The sequence below is a fragment of the Acinetobacter sp. 18QD2AZ41W genome (genome assembly GCF_009829025.1).
Taxonomy (GTDB): Bacteria; Pseudomonadota; Gammaproteobacteria; order Pseudomonadales; family Moraxellaceae; genus Acinetobacter; species Acinetobacter pseudolwoffii.
Genome location: NZ_WURP01000019.1, coordinates 1 through 18450, shown reverse-complemented (window position 1 = coordinate 18450; position 18450 = coordinate 1). Strand labels below are relative to the sequence as shown.

The following is an 18450-nucleotide window of genomic DNA, read 5'->3' as shown; positions in this document are numbered from 1 at the left end:
AATACTTAGTTTGATAAGTTTTTCTCTGCAGATCTAATATTGAATTTTATAAAATATCATTACAAACAGATACTAATTTCATTACTTCTAAAATGAAATCAATCGAATGGTAGAGTTTTTTTGCTATTTGCATTTTAAGGTGGGATTTTGAGGCCTTGTTGCGCAAACCTACCGATAAGGTCTTATACAGCAATAGCCTACACCTAAATTTATCGTACACCGAATTGGTCATCCTACAATCATGCTTTGATCAATCATGGTAATTTTACAATTTGGTTTGATACTAAGATTCAATGATATTCGCAGTCACAAGGAAAACATGGTCGAAATCAAACTTATTCTGACATAGCCATTCAGTGCTATCTCATGATTAAATCCTTATTTCGTCTTTCTGTATGCATGGTGACTGGCTTTGTCCAAAGCTTGATTAAACTTTGCGGATTAGATTGGACAGCTCTGGATTATTCAACCATTCGCAGAAGACAAAAGCATATTGATATTCAAATTAGCTATGAAAAGAGTTGCAATGGACTGCATCTACTCGTTGATTCCACGGATTTGAAGTTCTTAGGTGAAGGTGAATGGAAACGTAAAAAGCATTAGCCGAAATATCGTCGCCAATGGCGTAAACTTCATATTGGTATAGATACTAAAACCCTGCTAGGCAGGACACTATGGAAAAAATGGTCAGGCTATCATCGGCGAAGTTTGGTTGAAACTAAGATGCATTGCATCAAATTATTAGGAGATAAACTCAGTGCAAGTAGTTTTGATAGCCAAGTCAATGAGATCCATGCACGTGTGGCAGTCCTTAACAGATTTACGGAATTAGGTCGACCACTTACCCAAGTTACGCCTTAAATTTGGCTCAATTAGGGGCGCTTTGCATTTCAAATCTTTGTGCAACAAAGCCGTTCCACTCTAGTTAACATCTTAGTTCCATTTACTTTTCACTTAATTTATATAGCAGTTAACTCGTAGCATCAATGAAATAACATAACATGGAAAATAATCAAAAAGACAGAATTTGGATTTTGATCAGATCTGCTGTTTACATGCTTCTACAGCAGCTTTGAATGTTTCACTTAACCTTTAAACTTTTTTTAAAATTAAATATATTTACATATACATTCTAAAATTTGATAGAATTTATTAAAACTTTAGATTCTAAGTGTAAATAATGAGAAGCGCTAATATTCGACGTGATGGCTACTTAAAATTTCTGAATACATGGCAAGACCGTGATGTCATTAAAGTACTTTCAGGTGTGCGTCGCTCTGGAAAATCCACCTTATTGGCGATGTTTCAACAAGACCTAAAAGCACAGGGTGTACAAGCCGAAAACATCATTGCCATCAACTTCGAATTTATGGAATTTGAAGAACTCACCGATTACCGTAAACTACATGATTATGTATTGTCCAAAGTTGATAAAAGTAAAAAAAACTATGTTTTTTTAGATGAAATACAACATGTTACAAATTTTGAGAAAGTAGTCGACTCTTTATATGTTCGGGATTATATCGATTTATATATTACAGGCTCAAATGCATTCTTTCTAAGTGGAGAACTTGCGACTTTACTTACAGGACGCTATATCGAGCAACATGTTCTACCTCTGTCATTCCAAGAATTTAAACAGTGGCATATTGAAAATAATCCGATCATCCAACAATTATCCAATCGTGATTTGTATGCCATGTATACGCGCAGTAGTTTCCCTTATACGCTTGCCATGACTAGCCAGCAGGAAACTTATGATTACTTGCAAGCGGTCTATGCCAGTGTAATGTTTAAAGATGTTATTCCCCGTTTGAATACTGCCGATATTAACTCTCTCGAGCGTGTCGCAAGATATTTGGCAAGCGTGACAGGCTCACCTATTTCCATCAATAAAATTAAAAATACCTTTGTTTCAAGTGGGGTTAAAATTTCATTTGAAACAGTAAAACGCTATATTCAGGGCTTACAGGACAGTTTGTTATTTTATAGTGCCGCACAATTTAAAGTACGCGGGCGTGAGTTATTACAATCCTCTGAAAAATACTATTTAGTTGATGTCGGATTGCGCCGGATTATGTTGCCTGATGCTAATGCTGATCAAGGTCATATCTTAGAAAATGTGATTTATCTTGAGCTTGTCAGACGAGGTTATACGGTCTATGTAGGGCGGGTTGATGAATATGAAATTGATTTTGTTGCTGTCGATACTTTACAGAATTTAACTTATTATCAGGTGGCATTAGAAACGCTCAATGAGGAGACACTCAGCCGAGAGTTACGTCCATTACAGAAAATTTCTGATTCGTATCCCAAGTATTTGCTTACCTTAGACACGATAGGGACTGAAGCGAATTATAATGGTATTGTAAAAATGAGTGCTCTCGATTGGTTGCTATCTGAAAATAAGTAAAGTTGAGGGTAGACATGGATACTCTTATTTATTAATTAAAACTCAAAGACTTTTCAGCATCATTCAAGAATGTATTCAAGCATAATTTCTGCTCCAATTGTAATGGATCGATTTACCTCGATTCGATTGAGTCAGACTATCATGATTGAGCCAGAGTCGCTTACTGAAAGTAGCGAGAATTGCGCTGGAGTTTCTGAAGGATCTTAATATCCTTAGTTTGCCCACTCACCCATGTGGGCATTTTTTTTGATCAAAATACAATGTTGTTTTTGCTAAAAAATGACGGCACCCACAATAAAACACAATATTCCAAAAATAATCCAAGGCCATATCTTTGCCTTCGGTTGTTCTAAATTCTGAGGATTATATTCCGTGTGTTCTAGCGATGTCGGTTGTGGAACACGGGTCTTTTTAGAGTAAGGCTGGTGTTTAGAGTAAGACAGTCCCGTACCTGGAATACCAACACTGGTTCGAGTCCCTTTTTTACCAATATTTAGAGAAGCACCAGGTTTGCCAATGCTGGCACTGCTGATGCCTTTATGGGTCAGATTAATTTTAAAACCCGGGAATAATTTAATACTTTTACGAAATCTAAAACCCATATTGCTCTCATTCTAAAACTTAGCTCAATTCACGCGCTATACTAGGATCCATGATCTGCTAGAGATCGTACTTTGACGGCTATCATCAGGATACTAGTATATTTTTTATCTGGTGATTGCAATACTACCTTTAAATACCGTCAAAAATGTTTACTGTATATTTGCTGTAGGGTAATCTTAAAGCTGCTATTTATTGACTGATTGGTATATGACGACAGATAAGCATGAAGTCCTGCTACGAATGCGAGCGATCGAGCTGCTTGCTTACTGGGAAGGTCGTTTGGTTACCAATCGTTTAATGAGCTGGTTTGGGCTCAGTCGACAGCAGGCTTCTGCGGATATCAAGCGTTACAATACGCTGTATAACCCAGATGCCTTGATTCATGATCCATCAGTAAAAGGCTATGTGCCTAAAGCCAGTTTTCAACCGGTATTGACTACAGCGCATATCAATGAGTATCTCAACATGCTTTCGGGTTTGGTCAGTGAATCGCATGCCCTGATTGCGACACCAGAACCGAATCTCTCAGCGGTACAGTTACCCGATCGCAGTGTGCGTCCTGAAGTCATCAGGGAAGTGTTGCGTGCCTGTCGAACACGAAGCTGTCTCAAAATTATTTATGCCTCAATGCATCAACCACAGTGGCATGAGCGCATGATTTCCCCGCATACCCTGGTGTATACCGGATTCCGTTGGCATGTCCGTGCCTATTGTCATCAGAGCAAGCAGTTTAAGGACTTTTTACTCTCCAGGATTGATCGCACACCTGTTGTGGTGGCGATTGATACAGTAGACCCTGTTCAGGATCAACACTGGCATGAAGAAGTTATACTGACGCTGATCCCTAATCCAAAATTGAATGAAGCTCAAAAAGCGCTGGTCGAAAAAGACTTCGGCATGCCCGATGGCAGATTACAGATTCCGGTGAAAAAAGCCCTGGCTCACTATACTTTGCAGCGATATCAGGCCGCGATCACGCTGGCTGAGGCGGATGATGCCTTGAAATATCCCTTGGTGTTACAAGGTTCAGATATCGAAAAGCTGTCGTCTTACCTGTTTGATCAAGCTTCATAGGAGATTGGCTATGTTAGAACAATTTCATTATGACAGTGACCTAATTGGTGGCTCACTGATGGTGCGTGAAAGCCGGCTGATCGCGGATCTGTTATTACGAGAGGCGACTCCAGAACAATGGCATCAGGCCATTCAGGTTGACAATATTCTGCAAAAAAGAACCGCAGCCTCAGCTCAACGCAATGCCACCGCTATTCGTAAGCGTCTGGAGCGCTTAGAGCCTGATTTCTGGAAAGCTTTGTGTGATGGGGATGATGAGCTGGCGACCCAGGTGGCCTTTTGTGGCGCACTGGAACGCAACCTGTTGCTGCTTGAGTTTATGGAAACGGTGATGAGGGATGCCTATATCTCCCAGGCGCAACACTTGGACAGTTATATCTGGTCAGATTTTTTGGATGAACGCTCACAACGCGATCCGGATATCTGTGATTGGAAAGAGTCCAGCAAGAAAAAAATGGGGCAGGTGGTGTTTCGCATGCTGGCAGAAGCCGGTTACTTAAAAAGTACCCGTAAGCTGGAGTTGCAGCGCGTGATCGTCAGAGCAGAGCTGCGTAGCCTGTTGGAAGAACATTATAAACAACGCATTAAAAGATCTATGGAAGTGTCGGTATGGACGCGTTAGTTGTAGAGGGGCAGCAATGAGTCAAACAATACATGAGCGTCTGAACCAGATTCCAGAGCGAATTCTTTCCACTGAGTTTCTCACTGGACAAGGATTGGGTAATGAAATTGGCTTCTGGATTTTTGATTATGCACCTGAAGATGAGCTGAAAGTCCGCGAATATCTTCATTTTCTGGAAGGGATGCTGGAGAAAAAACACAGTCAGCTGAAGGTGGTGAATATTAATCTGCTACAAGCAGTGGTGGATTATCTGGATGAGCGCAATTTCATTGATAAAGCGATCCAAATGCAAAAAGCCAAAGGCGATGAGGCACTGCTCAAGGCTCTGAAAGGTCCACTGCATATGGATAAGTTTGCGCCGTATCTGGTGAGCAAATATGCCACCAATGAGCAAGATATAGTGTTGATGACCGGGGTGGGGTCGGTTTGGCCACTATTACGTGCACATCATTTGTTAAACAGTTTGCATTCCTTGCTGGGGCATAAACCAGTCGTATTGTTTTATCCGGGGTATTACGACGGTCAGGCCATGAGTTTATTTGGAAAAATTCCAAGCAATAATTACTACAGAGCCTTCAGATTAGTGCCATAAGCACGACAAATAGCCATAAAAATTCGGGGAATTGATTGAGATGAATATTAAAGAACTTTTTTACAAGCCATTAGATCGTGCAATTAACGGGGTGGTCAAGGCAGATCAGGATGATAATGCCACGGTTTACCAGGAGCTGGATGAGTACGTGGTCACCAATGAGCTGGAAAAGCATTTTCGTGACTTTTTCCAGTCCTATGGTACAGACCTCAGCGACCCTTCGATTGCCAATCGTGTCGGCGTGTGGATTTCTGGCTTCTTTGGTTCAGGTAAATCGCATTTTCTGAAAACCTTGTCCTATATTCTGGCCAATAAAGTGGCACGTGACGCGGAAGGTAACGAACGCAGTGCTGCAGAATTCTTTGATGAAAGCAAAATCCGGGATGCGTTTATCCGTGCGGATATTGGTAAAGCGGTTAGTCATCATGCCGATGTCATCCTATTTAACATCGACAGTAAAGCCAGCTCCAATGATGACGGCAATCCGATTCTGAATGTGTTTTTACGGGTGTTTAACGAGTATCAGGGTTTTAGTGCTGACCATCCACATATTGCCCATATGGAGCGCCACCTGAGTCAGAAAGGGGTGTATGAGCGCTTTAAACAGGCTTTTGAAGAATCTAGCGGCATGTCTTGGCTAGAAGAACGTGATGGCTATCAGTTCTATCAGGATGATGTCGAAACCGCAATTTCCCAAGCCCTAAACTTATCTGCTGAAGCGGCACACAAGTGGTTTGAGGATTCTGAGCAGACCTTTAGTGTTTCGGTTGAAAACTTCTGTCAGTGGGTGAAAGAATACCTGGACAGCAAAGGACCCCAGCAACGCATGTTGTTCTTGGTCGATGAAGTGGGGCAGTTTATTGGCAGCGATACCCGCTTGATGCTGACATTGCAAACCATTACTGAAAACCTGGGTACGATCTGTAAAGGCCGCGCTTGGATTATCGTCACCTCACAGGCAGACATCGATGCTGTTTTAGGTGAGATGTCTTCTTCCAAAGCCAATGACTTCTCCAAGATTGCTGGACGTTTTAAAACCCGTTTATCACTGTCCAGTTCCAATACCGATGAAGTCATCCAGAAACGTTTATTACGCAAAACCCCAGAAGCAGAAGCATTGCTCAGATCGGTGTTTGAGCAAAAGGGCGATATCTTAAAAAATCAGATTACCTTTGACCGTTCAGGTCCAACCCTCAAGAACTATGAGGGGCCAGAAAGTTTTATTCATAACTATCCTTTTGCGCCGTACCATTTCCAGCTGGTGCAAAAAGTATTTGAAGAAATCCGTAAAGTCGGTGCGACCGGTGCACACTTGGCCTATGGTGAACGGTCCATGCTGGATGCGTTCCAGATGGCCGCGAATGCGATTGCCACAGATGAAGTCGGGGCACTGGTTCCTTTCCATCGCTTCTATACTTCAGTTGAAGGCTTCCTAGATACAGCAGTGAAGCGTACCATCGACCAGGCAGGGCAGAACAAGACCCTGGATGGTTTTGATGTGCAGATGCTGCGTACCCTGTTCATGATCCGCTATGTCGATATCATCAAAGGCACATTGGATAACCTGGTGACTTTGTCGATTGAGAAAATTGATGAAGATAAGCTGGCATTGCGCAAGCGGATTGAAGAGAGCCTGCAGCGTCTGGAAAAAGAGAGCCTGATTACCCGCAATGGCGATGAGTTCCTGTTCCTGACCAATGAAGAACGTGATATTACCCGAAAAATCAAAGCCACTGACTTAGCAGCTTCAGAAGAAAATAAAGAGTTAGCCAATCTGATCTTTAAAGATTTACTGCGCGATCAGAACAAATACCGCCATCAAGCCAACAAGATGGACTATCAGATTGGTCGTTTCCTAGATAGCCATAGCCTGGATGGCAAGTATGAGAGCGATTTGAAAGTTGAAATCATTTCTCCGCTGGATACGGAATACAATCTTTACACCGAAGCTTACTGTATTGGTAAAAGTACTCAGGCCGAAGGACAAGTGCTGTTTAAACTGGCAGATGATAAACAGTTCTTTAATGAACTGCGCACCTGGCTGAAAACCAATAAATTCATCCGCTTAAATGATGATGGCACTCAGTCCGATATTTCCCGTATTCTGGCAGACCGTGGCCGTGAGAACCAAGAACGTAAAAAACGCCTGCGTGTCCGGGTCGAAGAAATGTTGCTGGACGCGGAAAGTTATGCCTTGGGTCAGCATCTACAACTATCATCTTCAAGTCCAACCACCAAGCTGGATGAGGCTTGTCGTTATTTGCTGGAAAACACCTATACCAAACTGAGCTATTTGCAGGTCTATCAGCAGGATGCCTGGCGTGAACTGAACGCCGTCTTGACTGTGGATGATATGGCGCAGCTCGGATTGTCTTTGGATGGCGGGCAGAGCAATCCGAAAGCCCTACAGGAAGTGGAGCAGTACATTGCACTACGCGCCACTGGTACAGAGCGTATTCTAGTCTCAGATGTGGTCGATCGTTTTGCCAAACGTCCTTATGGCTGGCCGGATGCCGAGATTTTACTGCTGGTGGGTCAGTTGGCGGCAATGGGGCGGATTTCACTGCAGCTAAATGGCGGCAGCTTACAGTTAAAAGATGCCTTTGAGCCTTTACAAAACAGCCGCCGTCGCCGTGATGTTTCCATTATTAAAAAGCGCCAGACTGATGATCAGGTGTTGAAACAGGCACGCCAACTCACCCAAGACCTATTCTCGGCCATGGGACCAGCGACTGAGAAAGAGCTGTTTGAATTCTATACCCAACATTTTAAAAATTGGTTAGCCAACTTTAAATCGTATAAGAGTAAAACTGATGTTGGGCAGTTCCCGGGCAAGAAAGTGATTGAAAAGTCGATTCTCACTTTGGAACGTCTGCTGACCAATAGCGACAGCTTCGATTTCTTTAAGGCCGTGGTCGAGAACAAGGACGACTATCTGGATCTGGAAGAAGACTACCGTGATATTCATGAGTTCTTCAGCAATCAGATGCCAAGCTGGCAGCAACTGCAGCAGGCTCTACGTCATTTTGAGAAAAACAAACAGGCGCTGGGCAGTGATGAGGTGGCAAAAAAAGCCCTCTCCGAATTACATCGTATTGCCACCCTTGAATCGCCCTATGGCCTGTTAAATAAAGTGGCAGAGTTGGTTCGTACAGTGGAAAGCGTCAATGAGCAATTGCTGACTGAGAAGCGCAATCAGGCGATAGAACACATTGATGACAAGATCAAGCAGTTAGAAGCCGAGATTAAAAACAGTGGTATTGCCACCGCTGAGCTGAGTAACAAGCTATTACGGCCACTACAACTGCTGAAAACGGATATTGAAGTGGAAACTAGCCTGTCCACCATCTATATGCTGCAAACCCAAACCAGCGTCGAGCGTTTTGATGAAGCCTTGTATGAGCTGGAGAGCGAAGTTGAGGCGGAAATCCAGCGTCAGGCCAAAGCGGCACAACTGGCTCAGAGCAAAGCAGAGAGTGTAACCAACACTGCAACCACCTCCAGCCCAGCTACATCAGCACCTGCTGCGAGTCCGGTACAGCCTGTGACAGCCGTAGTGCCACCGAAACCTGTTGTCGAAGTCGATGTCGCCAGCATTTACAGCAAAAGCTCAAGTAGTGTCTATCTGGAAACAGAAGAGTCAGTAGATCAGTTTGTAGACGCACTCAAAGCTGAATTGAAAAAAATTGTGGGTGATAAAAAGCGTGTGCGTATTCGCTAACTTGGGTTAGGGATCTATACGGCATCAGTCATTAATTAAAGGTTTTAACATGAATACCAGTAATATTAAAAAATACGCACCGCAAGCACGTAACGATTTTATCGCAGCGATGCGCAAGCAGGCCGCCAAATATGGCATCACCGCAGACAGCATTTTACCGGCTGAACAGAAAGGCGACTTGCTGCTGATTGGCGATCAGGTTTTTCCGCTATCCGTCATGAAATCTCGTGACAAGCTGATCAAGCGCATTCAAACCAGCAGTTTTGAGCAGACGATTGATTATATCGCTTACAGTTGGTTTAACCGTCTCTGTGCGATTCGCTATATGGAATGCAAAGGCTTACTGGATCATGGTCGCCGTGTACTGAGTAGTGCCGATGGTAGTGCAGGCTTGCCACAGATTCTGGAAGAATGTCTGGATATTGACCTACCAGGTTTAGATGCCAGCCGTGTGGCTGAACTCAAGCTTGATGGCAATAAAGACGAAGAGCTGTATCGGGAACTGTTACTGGCCCAATGCCATGCATTGAATCAAGTCATGCCACTCCTGTTCGAACAGGTGTCTGATGAATCTGAACTGTTACTTCCTGACAATTTAACCAAAACCGACTCCTTGATTCGTGATCTGGTCAGCAGCATTCCGGAAGAAGACTGGTCGGATGTACAGATTATTGGCTGGCTGTATCAGTTCTATATTTCTGAAAAGAAAGATCAGGTGATTGGTAAAGTCGTCAAGAGTGAAGACATTCCAGCTGCGACACAACTCTTCACCCCAAACTGGATTGTAAAATATCTGGTGCAAAACAGTGTCGGCCGTTTATGGATGATGGCACAGCCTGATAGTACGCTGGCCAGTGAATGGGAATACTATATTCAGCCAGCGGAACAGACCGATGAAGTCAATGCCCAGTTAAAACAGCTGATTGATGTCCGGATTAGTGAAGATGGCGATACTTTAAACCCTGAAAGCATTACGGTACTGGATCCTGCCTGTGGTTCGGGGCATATTCTGGTGGAAGCTTATGATTGCCTCAAAGCGATTTACTTAGAACGTGGTTACCGTAGCCGCGATATTCCACGTTTGATTTTAGAAAAGAATTTATACGGGATTGATATTGATACCCGTGCAGCACAATTAGCTAGTTTTGCATTGTTAATGAAAGCGCGTGAGGATGACCGCCGTTTATTTAGCAATCCACCGAAGCTGAATATTATTGCGCTACAAGACAGTCAGCCGGAACGTTTAGACGCATTGAGTCAGGATTTGGCAAACACTGGTATTGCGCAGGCAGATTTAAAAGAGTTACTGGAATTATTTGAACACTCTTCAACGTTTGGTTCTTTGATTCAGGTACCAGCAACATTCTCTCAAAAGCTACCTGAATTAGAAAGTAAGCTAAACACAGCTTTAGAATCAGGGGATATTTTTGCGCAACAGTCAGCACAAGAGTTGTTACCTTTAGTACAGCAAGCTAAATTACTCGCTAAACAATATGATGCTGTAATTGCTAACCCGCCATATATGGGTGGTAAGGGGATGAATCCAGCACTTAAAGATTTTGCGAAGAAAAAATTCCCTAACAGCAAGTCAGACCTATTTGCCATGTTTATTGAACGTGGTTTCGATTGGTGTAAGGACAGCGGTTTTAATAGCATGGTCACTATGCAAAGCTGGATGTTCCTGTCCTCTTATGAAGCAATGCGTGAAAAGTTGCTACAGGATCGGACTTTGTCTTGTATGGTGCATATGGGCAATGGGGTAATGGGAATTGCCTTTGGTACGGCTGCTACCATCATGCTAAATAAGTATATTAGCAATTATGCAGGTAGTTTTTCTTATTGTGAAAATGATGACCTAAGTGAATACGGAATTCCAAAACAATTTCCTGTACAAAATGAGCGATTAAAGACTGCAAAACCAGATGACTTTAAGAAAATTCCAGGTAGTCCTATTGCTTATTGGGCTAGTGAGGATATTTTAAAAATATTTAACAGTTTTGATAAGCTGTCATTATTAGTTAAGACAAGAGAAGGACTCACGACAGGAAGTAATGAAAAATTTCTACGTTTATGGCAAGAAGTTGATTTAAATAATATTGGATTCAATATTAGAAATAATAATGAAGCATATCAAAGCCAAAAGAAATTTTTTCCATATATCAAAGGTGGTGAATTTAGACGCTGGTCTGGTAATCGTGAATATATTGTTAATTGGTACAATGATGGAGAAGAGGTTAAACATCTTATAGATTCTGATACAGGTCGGATACGTTCACATAACTATAATGGTCAATACGGTTTTCAATCTGGTTTTACATGGTCCGGCATTTCAAGCGGTACATTCGCTGTACGCTTTGTTCCATCTGGTTATATGTTTGATGCAAAAGGACCGATGGGCTTTATTATAGATAAATCTAACAGTAAAAAAATCCTAGCTTTTTTGAACTCATCTATTACTAATCATTTCATTAGAATGTTAGCTCCAACAATGGACTTTAAATTAGGGCATATTTTAAATCTTCCCATAATAAAAGATTCATATAACACTTTGGATATTCTAGTGGAAAAAGCTATAGAACTATCCACATATGATTGGAACTCCTACGAAACAGCATGGGACTTTACTCGGAACCCAATTATTTGTACGCAACAGCCAAATCTAGAACAAGCCTTTAATGCATGGCAAAAGCAAAATGCTGACGCCGTGGCTGAAATGAAACGTCTGGAAGAAGAAAACAACAAGCTGTTTATTGATGCGTATGGCTTACAGGATGAACTGACCCCAGATGTACCGGATGAGCAAATCACCTTAACCCGTGCTGACCGAGAAAAAGACAGCCAGCGTTTAGTCTCTTATGCACTTGGCTGCATGATGGGACGTTATAGCCTGGATGAACCAGGTTTGATCTATGCCCATGCAGGCAATCAAGACTTTGATGCCAGTCGTTATCAAAAATTCCCAGCCGATGCTGACGGTATTATTCCATTGACCGAAATGCACTGGTTTGAAGATGATGCGACACATCGTATCCAAGAGTTCTTAACTGCGGTTTGGGGTAAAGACACGCTGGATACCAATATGCAATGGCTGGCAGAAAGCTTGGATAAAAAAGCCAGTGAAACAGCAGAAGATACCATTCGCCGTTACCTAGCCAGCAAGTTCTATAAAGACCATATGCAAACTTATAAAAAGCGTCCGATCTACTGGTTATTTAGCAGTGGTAAACAGGGGGCTTTCCAGGCATTGGTGTACTTGCACCGCTATAACGACAGTACCTTGGCGCGTATGCGTACTGAATACGTGATGCCACTGATTTCCAAAATGTCCGCTATGGCCAATTCTTTAGAAAGTGAAATAGAAAACAGTGATTCAGCTGCTGAAATTAAACGTAAAGAGAAAGAATTACAGAACTTACATAAACAACAGGCTGAACTGAGTAGTTTTGAGGAAAAACTGCGTCATTACGCCGATCAGCGTATTTCGCTGGATCTAGATGATGGGGTGAAAGTGAACTACGGCAAGTTTGGGGACTTGTTGGCTGAAGTCAAAGCGATTACGGGGGAGAAGTGATGAATAGCTTTTCTTGCGAACGAGATCATGCAGAGGTGTTTGCATGAACTTAAATCAACTTCAGCAAGGCCTGGAACAAGCCTTTTATACTGAACAGCACCGAATTGTCTTTTGGTGTGATGCAGAACAGTCATTTACTGAAGAAATCAAAGCCCTAGAGCTAAATGATGTCCAGATTCTGAATATGGCAGAAGAATCCAGCCTTGCGATTAAGCTTAAACTGGAACTTGAGGATCAGCAGGGTAAATACTTGCTGTATTTCCCAAGTGCTGAGCCTGAAACTGAAAAAGACTGGTTACTGGACATTAAGCTATATTCTCGCAGCTTCTATGCCGATCGTTTCTCGATTATTTTCAATGAGCTGGGTTTACAGCAGCAGAGTCTAAGAGAACATCTGGCCAAACGTGAAGAATTCCTTAAAGCCAAAGCCCGTCTGAGTACATTGAAACGCTATATCCAGCCTGATGCAGATGAACAGGATCTGGATATGGCCATGATTGCGGCTGTGGTCAAGGCTGATAGTGCCGAGCTGATGCATATCGTTCTGGCACTGGCAGATGAAATGGTACAGCAGAATCTGGCTCTGGAAGTCAATCCAGACTCCTTTACTGAACTGGAAAAATTCCAACTGGTGCCGGCTTTGGTCACGGCATTACAGGCGGAAATTGGTTATCCAGCATCGGTTGAAGAGTTGAATGGGGAAGCACCATTCAAGCTCGGTACGTTCTTTATCCGTTTGATGACTACAGGTTTCTGTGAAAGCTTGGGCGATATCCCCGTATGGGCTCAGGAACTGGTGATGTCATCCGTCAGCTCCCGTGCGACGGCTAGAGCCTTTTTGTCGCGCTGGAGAGACAGCTCCAAATACTACCCAACCTTCGATACACTCTCCCAGACCGTGGCCAATGCACTGCGGATCCAAGAAAAGGTCGGGGCCTTTGATCTGGAGCAGCTGCTCGATGTCATGACTTTTGAAGTGATTGAACAAAAGATCATTGTTGATCTGGCCAGCCAGATCCCTGCAGCAACCAAAGCTGAACTGGAACATTTCAGAACGATTATTTCTACCCGTCTGGATGGCTATTGGGCTTCCAAACATAAGGATGATGCGACACGCCGTAAATATCGCACCGTCTATACAGCGTTGCAGGCAGCGATTGACCTGTTCAGCCTGCGACTGCAGTTTGATTCTGGGTTCTATTTCGACTCCAGCGAAGCCTTGTATAAAGCCTACGAGCAGGAGTTGTATCGCTTTGATATGGCCTATCGCCACTACAGTGCTGCTTCTCAACGCGCTCATGTCGATATCCTGAAAAAACTCGATGAAGAAGTCGAAAATTGCTATTCCTACTGGTTTATTGACCACTTGGCACGAAACTGGGGAGAGCGGGTTGAAGCTGAGCAAAGCTTGAATGTCTGGAAAGTGGCAGATATCCCAAATCAGCAGAACTTCTATGATACCCATGTCAGCCCCTTACTGGGTTCTGCAACGAAACGCCGTATTGTGGTAATTATCAGTGATGCTTTTCGCTATGAAGCTGCGGTAGAGTTGCGTGATCGTATTAATGAAAAGCGTTATTCTGAAGCGACCTTGTCTTCACAGCTGGGCGTTGTCCCAAGTTACACCACACTTGGCATGGCCTCGTTGTTGCCGCATCAGACTTTGGAGTACAAAGAGGCCGCAGGGGATGATGTTTTAGTAGATGGACAGTCCAGCAAAGGGACTGCAGCACGATCCAAAATTCTGGCTGCCTATAATGGATTGGCGGTTACCGCTGAAACGGTAAAAGGCTGGTCGCGTGATGAAGGCCGTGAAGCACTCAAAGACCATGAGCTGATTTACGTTTATCACAACGTGATTGATGCACGCGGTGACAGCGCCTCTACAGAATCAGAAACCTTTATGGCGGTGGAACATGCCATTGAAGAGCTGACCGAACTCAGCCGCAAAATCTTGATGCACTTCAATATTTCTACCTTATTGATTACCGCCGACCATGGCTTCTTGTTCCAGCAAAGTAAACTGGAATCTGCGGATCGTTCAAGCTTGACTGAAAAACCGACCAATACATTGAAGAGCAAAAAACGCTATGTGATTGGGCATGATTTACCAGAGAGCAAGGAAGCCTGGAAAGGCTCAACCCAAGCTACGGCAGGCACATTATCTGCGACTGATTTCTGGATTCCAAAAGGGGCGAACCGTTTCCATTTTGTAGGAGGCTCACGTTTCGTGCATGGCGGTATCATGCCTCAGGAAATTGTGGTACCGGTACTAACGGTAAAACAGCTACGTGGTGAAAAGGCTGGACAGCGCACCAAGCGTAAAGTTGAGGTCATTTCTACCAAATCCACGCTGAAGATGGTCAATAACATCCAGAAGTTTGATTTGATGCAAACTGAAGCTGTCAGTGAGCTGGTCATGCCAGTGACTTTATCCATTGCCATTTATGATGGGGATCTCAAAGTTTCCAGTGAAGAAACTTTGACTTTTGATAGCAGTACCGACTCTGTTGCCGATCGGGTCAAACAGGTCAGACTGTCATTGTCTGGCACTGATTTTGACCGTAAGAAAGATTACTTCCTGGTACTGAAGGACAAAGACCTGAATATCGAGATGCAACGCTATAAGGTCACCATTGATTTGGCATTTACCGATGACTTCTTCTAATAACGAATTAACGATAGAGCGTAGCCTACATGGAATCTGCTAACGATAAAGAACTGGATCAGCTGCTGAATGAACACTTTGCTGGGCGGGTGGTACGTAAGGATCTGACTAAACTGATCAAAGAAGGGGCCAATGTCCCGGTCTATGTACTCGAATATCTGCTAGGGATGTACTGTGCCTCGGATGATCCAGAGATCATAGAGCAGGGACTACGTAACGTAAAGACCGTGCTGGCAGAGAACTATGTACGACCTGATGAAGCTGAGAAGGTGAAATCCCTGGTTCGTGAACGGGGCAGTTATAAGGTCATTGATCGGGTGACCGTAAAGCTGAATGAGCGTAAAGACAAATACGAAGCATCATTTAGTAATCTGGGCATCAAAGATGCCGAAATCTCGGCAGGCATCGTCAAAGAGTATGAAAAATTACTTGTTGGTGGTATCTGGGTCATTGCTACGCTCAGCTACTACTTTGATGAAGGGCAGACCAGTTCTCCATTTGGCGTGAGCTTACTCAAGCCGATTCAAATGCCGAATATGAATATGGATGAACTCTTCAGTGGCAGAGCAGCATTAAGCACTGATCAGTGGCGCGAGAGTTTAATCCGTTCCATCGGCATGGAACCGGCTTCGTTAAAAGAGGACGTGCAATGGCACCTATTAGCGCGTATGGTTCCGTTCGTTGAAAATAACTATAACGTTTGTGAACTGGGACCACGCGGTACCGGGAAAAGCCATATTTACAAAGAGTGTTCACCGAATAGTATTTTAGTCTCCGGTGGACAAACGACTGTCGCCAACCTGTTCTATAACATGAGTAGCCGCCGTATTGGTCTGGTGGGCTTATGGGATGTGGTAGCTTTTGATGAAGTTGCCGGTATTTCCTTTAAGGACAAAGATGGCGTACAGATCATGAAAGACTACATGGCCTCAGGATCTTTTGCCCGTGGTCGTGAACAGATGGAAGCCTCTGCTTCGATGGTTTTTGTGGGTAATATTAACCAAAGTGTTGAATCCTTGGTGAAGACTAGCCACTTATTGGCTCCTTTTCCTGAAGCAATGATCGATTCAGCATTCTTTGATCGCTTTCATGCCTATATCCCGGGTTGGGAAATTCCAAAAATGCGTCCGGAATTCTTTACCAACCGTTATGGTCTAATCGTTGATTATCTTGCTGAATTCTTCCGGGAAATGCGCAAGCGCAGTTTTGCGGATGCCATTGAGAAGTACTTCAAGCTAGGGAATAACCTGAATCAGCGTGATGTGATCGCCGTTCGCAAGACGGTTTCTGGATTGATGAAGCTGCTTTACCCACACGGTCAGTTTAATAAAGAAGATGTACGCCAATGTCTGGAATATGCGCTGCAGGTGCGCCGTCGGGTCAAAGAGCAGCTGAAAAAAATTGGTGGCATGGAATTCTATGATGTGCATTTCAGCTATATCGATAATGATACCTTAGAAGAACATTTTGTTTCAGTCAAAGAGCAGGGGGGTGGCGGACTTATTCCCGAAGGTCCTGCTAAACCAGGTTTTCTGTATACCATCGGACTCAGTAATAAGGGCATGCCAGGTTTATACCGCTTAGAACTGCAAGTCACTAAAGGTTCAGGAAAATTGGCGACATCTGGCTTATGGAATTCAAGTAGTGCCAAAGAACAGGTCAAGATTGCTTTTGATTACTTCAAGGCCAATGCATCCCGGATCTCGGGGGGCAGTAAGGTACTGGAACATGACTTCCACTTACATGTGGTGGAGTTACAGAATACCGGCCCGCTCAGCCATCTTGCTCTGCCAAGTTTAGTGGCTTTCGCTTCTGGCCTCTTAGGACGATCGGTTCAAAGTCAGATGGTGGTACTGGGTGATATGAGCTTGGGTGGTTCTGTGACACCGGTGGAAAGTATTGCCGAATGTCTGCAAGTTGCTTTTGATGCGGGTGCCAAGAAGGTTGCTTTGCCAATGAGTAGTGCGGCAGATATCCCAACGATTCCTGTGGAACTGTTTACCAAGTTCCAGACCAGCTTCTATGCAGATCCGGTAGATGCGGTGTTTAAAGGGCTAGGGGTGGATTAATTTCATATCTGTCTGGAAGAGTTACAGTAGATTGTTTTAAATTCAGTTTCTCAAGTTAAACACCATGTTGTAAAAGCATAATACTGCCTCTTTTAAAGAGCTAGTATTTTAGGGGGGGATTACCCTTCATTTTTTCTTGATCAGATATCTGTTGTATTTTGACAGGATTTTGTTGATCTAAATATTTTTGATACCAAACACGCAATGTTTCAGGAGTACAACCGATTTTAGGATCAATAGCTGTGATTGCTGCCCAAGTAGAAGGATAATCTTTTTCAGATTCAATTAGTAATTGAACCGCTCTTTCTCTGATTTCAGGGGTCAATTTTACTTTGCCATTTGTAAGGTAAAAGGGGGCAATTTTAGAATGCCGTTGACAATGTATCGCCTTTTGAGTTTGAAGCAATGTACAATGATAAGATTAACCCGTTAGGTCAGGCGGCCTAACTTAAATAAAAAGTCTCCGACAAACCCGGTACGGTTCAGTATTCGTTATTGTTTCCGATGCATATCAAGCTCCTGTTTTTAATGATCAAATTAAACGGAATAATGTTATTACAGGTTTCGGACAACACACATATACATCTTGTTTAGATGCTTTAAATAATGAATTATTTAAAAAGAAGTAGATTCTAAATATGAAAAAGATAGCTCTATCCTTACTCATAGCCTGTATTGGTACTTCTGCTTATTCAGAAACAGTATATGAATTAGCTCAAGCTCATTGTAAAAAAGCTGAAACAGTAGCTTCTTTAGCCCAAACATACAGACAATTAGGTTTGAAAGCTTCTGAAGCTACGGAAAAGTTAATGTCAGTTACAGCTAATATGACTGATCAAGAAGCAAGAGAAAGAGAAGAAAATCAAATCTTCTTTATTGTTCAGGATGCTTATACGGTATCTGTATATCCTACTCAATCGTTGAAAAAGCAAGCTATCTCAGATTTTGAAGAACGTCACTACTTAGCATGTAGCCAATCATTTCAAAACTCTATTAATACAAAAGAAAAGAAACTCCTTCTTTTCGATGGGACTATTAATGGCACTGTTGCAAATAGAGATTTGAGTCGATGATGTTCCCTTTAAAAAGTACTTAGAGACCGAAAACCCTGTTGATT

At 43.1% G+C, this 18450-nt stretch carries 10 protein-coding genes and 2 pseudogenes; 10 read left to right on the top strand and 2 right to left on the bottom strand.

The annotated features are described in order from the left end of the window. Positions 1–207 precede the first annotated feature (207 nt). Together GVV58_RS14260 and GVV58_RS14255 are read left to right on the top strand one after the other, a co-directional pair. Positions 208–861, top strand: a pseudogene (locus tag GVV58_RS14260) (IS5 family transposase). A gap of 319 nt (positions 862–1180) precedes the next feature. Beyond that, positions 1181–2413: an ATP-binding protein gene (locus tag GVV58_RS14255; protein WP_001255534.1), complete on the top strand. Its 1233-nt coding sequence runs from the start codon at positions 1181–1183 to the stop codon at positions 2411–2413. Between the two features lie 272 nt (positions 2414–2685). Here GVV58_RS14255 and GVV58_RS14250 read toward each other — a convergent pair whose 3' ends face one another. Next, positions 2686–3015 (bottom strand): DUF4236 domain-containing protein, encoded by a 330-nt coding sequence (locus tag GVV58_RS14250; RefSeq protein ID WP_010116447.1) that lies wholly within the window; start codon positions 3013–3015, stop codon positions 2686–2688. A gap of 208 nt (positions 3016–3223) precedes the next feature. On the opposite strand from GVV58_RS14250, the gene GVV58_RS14245 reads away from it, so the two are divergent. Genes GVV58_RS14245 through brxL form a run of 7 tightly spaced genes read left to right on the top strand, consistent with a single transcriptional unit; the run spans position 3224 to position 17333 of the window. Then, on the top strand, positions 3224–4090 hold the full coding sequence (locus GVV58_RS14245; RefSeq protein ID WP_100355923.1) for a WYL domain-containing protein: 867 nt from the start codon (positions 3224–3226) through the stop codon (positions 4088–4090). 10 nt (positions 4091–4100) lie between these two features. Next, a complete protein-coding gene (locus tag GVV58_RS14240) occupies positions 4101–4712 on the top strand; it encodes a DUF1819 family protein (protein WP_100355922.1) in 612 nt (203 codons plus the stop codon). 16 nt (positions 4713–4728) lie between these two features. Next, a complete protein-coding gene (locus GVV58_RS14235; RefSeq protein ID WP_100355921.1) occupies positions 4729–5304 on the top strand; it encodes a DUF1788 domain-containing protein in 576 nt (191 codons plus the stop codon). Positions 5305–5344: 40 nt separating this feature from the next. Beyond that, the gene (gene brxC / locus GVV58_RS14230; protein WP_159516812.1) at positions 5345–9025 is read left to right on the top strand and encodes a BREX system P-loop protein BrxC; all 3681 of its coding nucleotides are present in this window, start codon (positions 5345–5347) and stop codon (positions 9023–9025) included. Between the two features lie 49 nt (positions 9026–9074). Continuing rightward, positions 9075–12596, top strand: coding sequence for a BREX-1 system adenine-specific DNA-methyltransferase PglX (pglX, locus tag GVV58_RS14225; RefSeq protein WP_159516811.1), 3522 nt, complete (start codon positions 9075–9077; stop codon positions 12594–12596). A gap of 43 nt (positions 12597–12639) precedes the next feature. Further along, entirely contained in the window at positions 12640–15264 is a 2625-nt protein-coding gene (gene pglZ / locus GVV58_RS14220) for a BREX-1 system phosphatase PglZ type A (RefSeq protein ID WP_159516810.1), read from the top strand. A gap of 29 nt (positions 15265–15293) precedes the next feature. Beyond that, entirely contained in the window at positions 15294–17333 is a 2040-nt protein-coding gene (brxL, locus tag GVV58_RS14215) for a protease Lon-related BREX system protein BrxL (RefSeq protein ID WP_151726274.1), read from the top strand. A 124-nt stretch (positions 17334–17457) separates the two neighbouring features. On the opposite strand, the pseudogene GVV58_RS14210 reads toward brxL, so the two are convergent. Next, positions 17458–17694: pseudogene (locus GVV58_RS14210) on the bottom strand (hypothetical protein); the annotation flags it as partial. 277 nt (positions 17695–17971) lie between these two features. On the opposite strand from GVV58_RS14210, the gene GVV58_RS14205 reads away from it, so the two are divergent. Beyond that, positions 17972–18406: a hypothetical protein gene (locus GVV58_RS14205; protein WP_100355917.1), complete on the top strand. Its 435-nt coding sequence runs from the start codon at positions 17972–17974 to the stop codon at positions 18404–18406. The last annotated feature ends 44 nt before the right edge of the window (positions 18407–18450 follow it).